General features: G+C 69.4%; 7 protein-coding genes. 3 read left to right on the forward strand and 4 right to left on the reverse strand.

Features of this window, described 5'->3' with window-relative positions; translation table 11 throughout:
• Positions 1-207: 207 nt before the first annotated feature.
• Positions 208-603, reverse strand: a complete 396-nt coding sequence (locus tag ABZZ74_RS46930) for an MmcQ/YjbR family DNA-binding protein (protein WP_356950245.1) — start codon at positions 601-603, stop codon at positions 208-210.
• A gap of 236 nt (positions 604-839) precedes the next feature.
• Between ABZZ74_RS46930 and ABZZ74_RS46935 the strand changes: the two genes are divergently transcribed.
• The gene (locus ABZZ74_RS46935) at positions 840-1,661 is read left to right on the forward strand and encodes an AraC family transcriptional regulator (RefSeq protein WP_356950246.1); all 822 of its coding nucleotides are present in this window, start codon (positions 840-842) and stop codon (positions 1,659-1,661) included.
• A gap of 27 nt (positions 1,662-1,688) precedes the next feature.
• Here ABZZ74_RS46935 and ABZZ74_RS46940 read toward each other — a convergent pair whose 3' ends face one another.
• From ABZZ74_RS46940 to ABZZ74_RS46950, 3 genes are all read right to left on the reverse strand, one after another.
• On the reverse strand, positions 1,689-2,048 hold the full coding sequence (locus tag ABZZ74_RS46940; protein ID WP_356950247.1) for a cyclophilin-like fold protein: 360 nt from the start codon (positions 2,046-2,048) through the stop codon (positions 1,689-1,691).
• A gap of 235 nt (positions 2,049-2,283) precedes the next feature.
• Complete coding sequence (locus ABZZ74_RS46945) at positions 2,284-3,306, reverse strand: zinc-binding dehydrogenase (protein ID WP_356950248.1); 1,023 nt, start codon at positions 3,304-3,306, stop codon at positions 2,284-2,286.
• A gap of 49 nt (positions 3,307-3,355) precedes the next feature.
• On the reverse strand, positions 3,356-4,792 hold the full coding sequence (locus ABZZ74_RS46950) for a carboxylesterase family protein (protein WP_356950249.1): 1,437 nt from the start codon (positions 4,790-4,792) through the stop codon (positions 3,356-3,358).
• 1,100 nt (positions 4,793-5,892) lie between these two features.
• Between ABZZ74_RS46950 and ABZZ74_RS46955 the strand changes: the two genes are divergently transcribed.
• Complete coding sequence (locus tag ABZZ74_RS46955) at positions 5,893-6,336, forward strand: SDR family NAD(P)-dependent oxidoreductase (protein ID WP_356950250.1); 444 nt, start codon at positions 5,893-5,895, stop codon at positions 6,334-6,336.
• Between the two features lie 212 nt (positions 6,337-6,548).
• A complete protein-coding gene (locus tag ABZZ74_RS46960) occupies positions 6,549-6,881 on the forward strand; it encodes a hypothetical protein (RefSeq protein WP_356950251.1) in 333 nt (110 codons plus the stop codon).
• Positions 6,882-6,994 lie beyond the last annotated feature (113 nt).

A 6,994-nucleotide genomic window follows, 5' to 3' on the forward strand; every position in this document is an offset into this window, starting at 1 on the left:
TAGCGGCTGAGCATGAGGGCGACGGCTTCGTCCACGATCGCAGCGCCGGTGGGGTTTGGTCGTCCGGGTCGTCGGTGACGATCAGGAACACCTTGCCGACGACCTTGTATACGTCGAGTCCCGGAGTGAAGGGGTAGCCGTGGCTGACGTTGGGGAGGGACAGGGCCGCATGGCGGGCGATGTCCTGGAGCCGGTCACCGGCCGCGCTCACCGGGCCGCCCGCGTGCCGGTGCCGTAGGTGTGCGGGTCGACAGGCTGCTGGGCCTTGGGCAGGTGGGCGACGACGAGCCGGTAGGAGTCGGCGACGAGCTCCCTGACGAGCTCCTTGTCGACGCCTTCTCCGCTCTCCAGGGTGATCCAGTGCTTCTTGTTCATGTGGTAGCCGGGGGTGATGTGGCTGTATTGCTCCCGCAGGGCGTGGGCCTCGCCGGGGTCCGCTTTGAGGATCACGACGGGCCGCCCCGGGACTTCGGTCATCAGCATGAACACCTTGCCGCGCACCTTGTAGACCTCCCAGTCGGGGCCGAAGGGGTGCTCCAGCTGGGATCCCGGGAGTTCCTCCGCGCATTCGGCGGCGGTCTTGTGCAGGGCCGATCCGTTCATGGGGCGTTGCCTTCCTCAGGTGGTGACGGACTGTGGCATCGAAGGACGCGAAGGGTGCGCCGCGCGGGCGCGGTGGCACGTCCATCCTTCCGCCGCAGCCGAGCAGAAGGGCGGTAGGCTGCGGACACGTGATGGTCGACAAGCGACACCCCGGCCCGAGCGGAAGCGCGGCCAGTCCGGCCGCGGTTCCGCTGTTCGCTTTCCAGCCTCCGGTCGGTACCCCGTACGGCCTTGAGGTGAGCACCGTCGAGGACTTCTTCGCCCACCACGACGACTGGCCGTGGAACCCGCCCCGTCCGGGCCGTGCCACCTTCCACTACCTCATCGCGGTCACCGAGGGTGAGCTGCTGCATGACGTCGACCACGTCACGCGGACCGTCGCGCCCGGTCAGTGGCTGTGGGTGCGTCCCGGGCATGCCCAGTGCTGGCATCCGCCCGGCGCGGCCCGCGGCCCGTTCATCCTGTTCGAACCGGACGTGCTGCGGCCCGACCTCGCCCGTCTCCTGGCCCCACTCACCGCGCACGAGGCCCCTGCCGTGCTGACCCCGCACCCCGACGACACCGCCTGGCTCCGGCAGACCGCACTCCAGCTCCTGGACGAACACCGCGCACTGGGGCGCCGCCCCCTCGACATCCACCACGCCCTGCGGCGCAGCCTGCTCGAATCGCTGCTGCTGCGCCTGGCCAACTCCCCGGGCATCGCCCCCATCGGCACTGCCACGGCCCACGCGGGCCGCGCCGACCGGTACGGACGCTTCCTGGACGCCTTGGAGCTGCACTTTCGCGAGCTCCACCACGCCGCGGACTACGCCGAGTTGCTCGGCTGCTCGGTCCGCACCCTAAGCCGTGCCGCCCGGGACGCCACCGGCAAGGGTGTACGCGAGCTCATCGACGAGCGGCGCCTGCTGGAAGCCCGGCGCCTGCTGGGAGTTGCCCGGTGGGATGCCCGGTCTGTGGCCGTCCACCTCGGCTTCAGTGATCCCGCGAACTTCGGTCGCTTCTTCCACGACCGCACCGGCCTCACCCCGGCCGCCTTCGCGGCCGGCGAGGCCGGCTGACGGTTCTCGGTGGTTTCCGGACGGGGCTCAGTCGATGGCCTCGATGGTGACGTCGACCGTGCCGTCGTACTTCTTGAAGGCATCGACCCCCGAGTCGATTTGGCCGAGGATGACGATGCCGGGGTCGGGGATGGACTGGCCGTCGTGGGCATAGAAGAGGGCGATGTCGGGACCGGGTGACCAGTAGGCGATGTTGCCGATCTCGTAGCCGAACTGCGGCTTGCCCCCTGCGGTCAGAGACCGGGGCAGGTGACCGTACTTCTCGCGCGTGAGCAGGTCGTCCATCTCTAGTGTCAGCGGAAGCAGCGAGGCGAAGTCGCGTGCCGTCGCGTTGTCGTCGAGGGTTGCGGTGAGGACGGTCTCTCGGGCGGTCAGTCGGACTCTCATATGGATCCTGCTCTCTGGGGCGTTGCTGGCAGCGGGTACGGGAACTCATCGACGAGCGGCGCCTGGTGGAAGCCCGGCGCCTGCTGGCAGGCGCCGGGTGGGATGCCCGGGCTGGGCCGTCCATCAAGGACTTCTCCAACTCCTGTGCCAGTTTCTCTTAGGGATGTCGTGGCCGGCCGTCGTCGACCGGCAGGCATCGTGCGCGGTTGTGTGTCGTTTCAGAGTTGCCCAGGTCTCAGTCGTCCAGGACGACGACGTGCTTGCCCGGCGTGGTGCCGGACTCGACGTCGGCCTGGGCGTCACGGACCTGTTCCAGGCCCTGGTAGACCTTCGCGACCGGGACTTTGAGGCGCCCTGCGGCGATGGCCTGGAGCTGGCTGGCGAAGACGTCGGCCGGGAGGTCGGCGGCCTGACCGCCGTAGGACGTCAGCCGCACCCCGCCCGGGATCATGAACGGGCTGAAGTCGGGAATCGTCCACTGGCCCGCCAGGGCTCCGGTGAAGCAGACCGTGCCGTGCCGGCGGACGGCGTTGAGGGTGTCGGCGAGAACCGAGCAGCCCACCAGCTCCAGTACGGCGTCGACGCCCTCCGGCATCAGCTCGCGCACCTGGTCGGCGATCGTGCCGCTGTCGACGAGGGGATGGTCCACGCCCGCAGCCCGCAGGTCCCCAGCCCTTTCCGGGGTGCGGGTGGTGGACAGCACGGTGGCTCCAAGGTCCTTCGCGATCGTGGCCGCGCTCAGCCCGACCGTGGAGGTGCCGCCGCGGATCAGCAGCGTCTGCCCGGCCTTGAGGTCCAGGCCGGTGGTCAGCGATCCGTAGGCGGTCTGGAACATCTCCGGCAGCGCGCCAACGACCTCCCACGGCAGGCCGGACTCAAACGGGATGACCTGCGCCGCCGGGACGGTCACGTACTGGGCGTACGCGCCGTCGTACGAGCGGCCCATGCCGCCCATCATCGTGACCACCTGCTGTCCCGGCCTCAGATCGCTGTCCTCGTCGGCCTCATCGACCACGCCGACGCCCTCGATGCCGGGTACACGCGGGTAGGTGACCTCGGCGTCCGACTCGCCCTTGCGGGTGGTGACCTCGGACTCGTTGACGCCGAACGCCTTCACCCTGATCCGCACCCAGCCGGGCTTGCGCACGGGCACCGGCACATCCTTGATCTCCAGTGCGTCGAGGCCGCCGGGCCGGGTGACGACGACGGCCCGCATCGTCCCCGGCGTGGCGTCACCATCTGCTGACCGTTGGCTCATGTCGAGTTCCCTACTCCCTGGTGCGCTGTTGCGTATCGTCCGACGGCCGTCAGGGACGGGCGATGTTCTCGAACAGGTCGAGGACCTCCTGATAGTGGGCGCTGGGCTCGTAGGGAAGGCTGCCGATACTTCCCGAGGAGGGCCGGTCCGTGACGGCGGGCCACAGGCGCCTCTGCTCGCCGGTGACGAAGTCGAGGACGATGTCGCGGATACGCGTGTCACGGTCGGCTTGTTCGGGGCTGCGGCCCGGCTTTTCCTGGCCGACCAGGGCGTACATCTCGGTGCCGTGCACGGCAGGCGCGCCCTCGGCGGGCCCGATCGCGAGGAGATGGGCGTTCCCGCCCGCGGCGGCGTGGGCCAGAGCGCCGCGGGCGGCGGGGAGCGTGAAGATGTAGTCCGTCAGGGACGCGGCGCGGACCTCGACAGGGCTGCGGCCGCCCTGGTCGTAGATGTCGACGATTTTCTTGGCGCGGGAGCGGGGAATGCGCCACCCCGCGAATTCGTCAGTGACGCGCTCGACGGTGTGCGGGTCGAACCGGTCGAGGTCGTTCGCCACCCACCAGCCCATCTCGTCACTGGCCGTGCTCAGGAGCACGTCGATGCCCCGGTGCGAGCCCGAGGCCAGGACGTTCAGGGGGTGGGCGTGCACCACCCCGCCGGACTGTCCGGCGTCCAGGACGACACCGAGACTCTGGTTGTCCATCCCGCCGCGGACTCCGAGGTCCGTCGGACAGACCGTGTGCAGGGCGGCCACCAGGGAGGCGGCGTCGAGATCGATCAGCTTGTCGGGGTTGCCCGCGACACCGAGTTCGGTGACGAACCGCTCCGCGAGCTCCTCGGCCCACCATGCCGGGACGAGGCGCGAGGGCGCGCCGGAGAACCCGGCCAGTCGCCGGTACAGGCCGTCCGCGGAGGACGCCCCGAGCAGCCCGAGGGTGGTGTAGGCGCCGGCGCTGTGGCCGAAGACGGTGACCTCGTCGGGGTCGCCACCGAAGGAGGCGATGTTCTGCTTGACCCAGGTGAGCGCGGCGATGACGTCCTGCAGACCCAGGTTGCTGGCCTCGGCGAGCCGCCCACCGTACTGGGAGAGCGAGAGCGCGCCCAGGGCGCCGAGCCGGTAGTTGACCGAGACGCTCACCACGCGCCCCGTCGCGGCGAGACCGGCGGCGTTCGAGGTGGTCTGCGTATTCGCGCCGTACTCGAATCCGCCGCCATGGATGTACACGGCCACCGGAAGCGCCTTCCCGGCCGGCTGCTCGGGAGCCCACACGTTCAGGTTCAGGCAGTCCTCGCCCATCCCGCTGTCCGCTTCGAGCCAGTCGCCGGCATCGGGCTGGACGGAGACGACGCCCTTGCGGTCATAGGGACGGTCCGGAGCGAAGTCCGCGACCACGGGGCGGCGGTATCGCTCGGCGGTGGCGTACGGGATTCCCCACCAGGACCGCACCCCTGGTGCAGTCGGAGCCTTGGGCGCGGTCGCGGTCATGGCGTGAGATTCCTTCCGGTGCGGTCGACGTAGTGCGCGCGTCGTGTCGGCGGCTGATCGCTCGCCGTGACGCTCTCCAAGCATTCCCTGGACTTTGACAAAGTGCCGTGCGGACAGCGGTCACCTGGTGGTCACCAGGTGACACCTCTCCTCACCTCGTTCTCGTCGCCGGGGCCGCTGCGGCGGCCCGGACGGCCTGAGGTCCTGCTGTCAGCGCGCCCGGTGGATTTTGGCCAGGGGAACCCAGTCGTGCAGGCACAGCACGGCACCGACGGTGAAGGAGATCGTGCGTTCGTCGCGGAGGTTGATCAGCGGTGAAACTGCGGGCACGGATCGCGCACATGATGGACGCCTGTTGGCCGGCACCCCGGGCTCGGAGACCTTCACCCTGCGCGTCTATGGCGGCGGCCAGTACTTGCGGCACCGCAGGTGCCGGGCCTGCAACTGCCCAAGCCCTGACGGAGCCCATACGCACCGGTCGCGATCGACCCGCCCGCGGGTCGCGTCCTGGAACGCGCCGTTGTCGTCGTTGCGGTCGATGCGCCGCACCATCAGTCCGACACGTCCGCGAGCTGCGGCGCGTCCGTGAACCCGGAGAGAGCGGGGGGCGCCTCACATGCGTGCCGCACACAATCAACCCCCGGCACAGCCACACGGCCGGGTGTGGATACCGCCCGATCACAGCCCTGGACACTCGCGTCGGCAGAGACATCACGGTCTGCCCACCCGCGCAGTGCGGAACGCCCGGTCATGATGGCCGCCCTGCCGCCCATGGTCATCGTCGACCTGCTCGGCATCCACCCCAAGACAGCCGAACGCCAGGCCACCCCCCGGCGGGAACTGGTCCGACTACTTGGCAGCGCGACGATCCGCCCCGCAGGGCTAAAGCCTCGCGCGGCTCCGTCAGGCGGCTGCCATTGCTGGGCGCTCTGTCAGCCGACCCCACGCCATCGAACCCGTGCAGAGGGAATAAGGGGAGGTCGACCATCCTTGCGGTAATCGCTAGGGCGCGAACGTACCTCTTAACGTACCCATTTGGGAGCACCCCGTCGGCTCGATGTGGGGCACCGATGCAGCACCTATGTGAAGAACGGGACACCATGACCCTTGGAACCGCAGCAATCGTCGGTGTCGGTCCGGGCCTCGGCCTCGCGCTCGCCCGCACTTTCGCCCACGCCGGGCACCCGGTCGCGATGTTCGCCCGTGACAAGGTGAAGCTGGAGACCTACGCGACCGAACTCGCCTCCTCCGGCCAGGAAGTGCGCGGGTATGCCACGGACGCGGCGGACCCTGACAACCTGCGCTCCGCACTGGACACCGCGTTCACGGAGCTCGGCGCTCCCGATGTGCTGGTGTACAACACCGGTGTGTTGCGCCAGGACTCACCACTCGGCGGTGACGACCAGGACTGGGCCCATGCTCTGGCCGTCAATGTCCTGGGTGCCAGGGTCGCGGCCGACGCCGTCCTGCCCGTACTGCGTGAGAGCTCGGTGCCTGTCGCCCGGCCGGCGTCTGCAGAAGGCGGTCCCGACGTCCCGTCGTAGACGGCGCGGTGCGGTTGCTGCCGCTGGTGGTGGTACCAGTACCGGCCCCTGCCCAAGGACTCGGGCTCGTCGCTCCTGCGAGCGATGGCTGAATTCCCGATCGTCCCTGCGCTTGGTCCACCGCGGGCGAATACTGCAGCTCTCGAATACCGACACTCCACCAGTGCGCCCGCGCCACGGCCGAAGCGGTCATCGGCGGGGTGACCGGGGCCTTGACATCACCGAGCACCCTGCTCCTGGCCCGGTATGACGCATCCGGACGCCTACGGCTGGTCGCTCGCACCACGCCCCTTGCCACCGCCGTGCGGCGCTACCGCGGCACCCAGCTGCGTCGCGCCGATCCTGAGCATCCGTGGCACGGACGCAGCTTCAGCGCCGGCTGGGGAGCCCGCGGCGCACTCGAGTACTACCCCGCGCAGCCCGACGTCGTGGTGGAAGTGCTCGCGGACACCGCAATCAACGAGGGCCGTTACCGGCACCCCGTGCAGTTCCTGCGGACTCGTGACGATCTTGCCCCTGATCGCCTGCCCGTCTTCGGCACCTGAGCGTCGGCTGCCCCGGTAACTAGTAGATTGTCGCAGCTAATTTCTGGGGTAGAGGTGGCGCAGTTTGATGCGTGCGTCGTGGTTGGTGAACTGCCAGTCCACCTGACGCTGGT

This window comes from Streptomyces sp. NPDC006476, assembly GCF_040612015.1.
Taxonomy (GTDB): Bacteria; Actinomycetota; Actinomycetes; order Streptomycetales; family Streptomycetaceae; genus Streptomyces; species Streptomyces griseorubiginosus_B.